Source organism: Mycoplasma sp. CB776 (assembly GCF_054343395.1).
The window spans coordinates 1-804 of sequence record NZ_JBTGVD010000044.1 but is presented as its reverse complement, the minus strand read 5'-3'; the positions used below and the strand labels follow the sequence as shown (position 1 = coordinate 804).

The window sequence follows — 804 nt, the reverse complement described above, 5'->3', positions numbered from 1 at the left end:
GTTGAAAATGTGTCATTTTTTGCTAAGTATAGAAAAATAGTAAAAATTTAGGTTTTTATTTCTTTTTTGTTCAAATATTTTCACAAAGTGAAATAATTATATTGTATATACATTATGGTTGTATATAAATTAAATAAACAAACAGGAGAATTATGTACCAAGATAAAAAGAAAATTTTAGCATTAGGTTTTCTTTCAAATTTAATGTTAACAATATTTATATTTTTTCTAATTTTATTTATAACATTTAGTGAAAAGCAATTGCATTATTTAGATAGAGGATGACAATTTGTATTAACTCTTTGTATAATTTACTATTCTTTATTCAATTATCTAATTTTCATTATCTATAAGTTTTTCCTTATTAAAAATGCAAAATTAGGTTTTAGCAAAAAAATTATTTTTATATTTTTCACTATGTTATTTTATTTTTTAATTTACAAAAAAGAAAATTTGAACCTAAGTTTAAATGTAAAAAACAAAAAAATAATATTAATTGCTTATGCAGCAATAGTTTTTATTGTTTTTGGTATATTAATGGGCGTTTTATTTATAGGTATACTTAAAATTGGTTTATTTGTTTTACAAATCCCATTTCATTTCACTATTTTTCCTGCCGCTATCAGTGTTTTAATTATTTCAATATTGGAATATTCTAGTTCATCAAAAGAAAAAAGTAAAATAAAAAAGGTTGTTGATAACAAAATTTAAAAAAGTTTATATCCGCTATTTAGTTTTTTAAAATAGCGGCCTTAAATGAAATATAAAGTGCACCAGTGTTTTTATAACCTACTTGTATTTTATA

General features: G+C 20.1%; 1 protein-coding gene. It reads left to right on the top strand.

Annotation, left to right across the window (positions count from 1 at the left end):
- The first annotated feature begins 152 nt into the window (after positions 1 to 152).
- Positions 153 to 710 carry a hypothetical protein gene (locus ACXX86_RS04070; protein ID WP_458560652.1) on the top strand — a complete coding sequence of 186 codons (558 nt, stop codon included), beginning with the start codon at positions 153 to 155 and terminating at the stop codon, positions 708 to 710.
- Positions 711 to 804 lie beyond the last annotated feature (94 nt).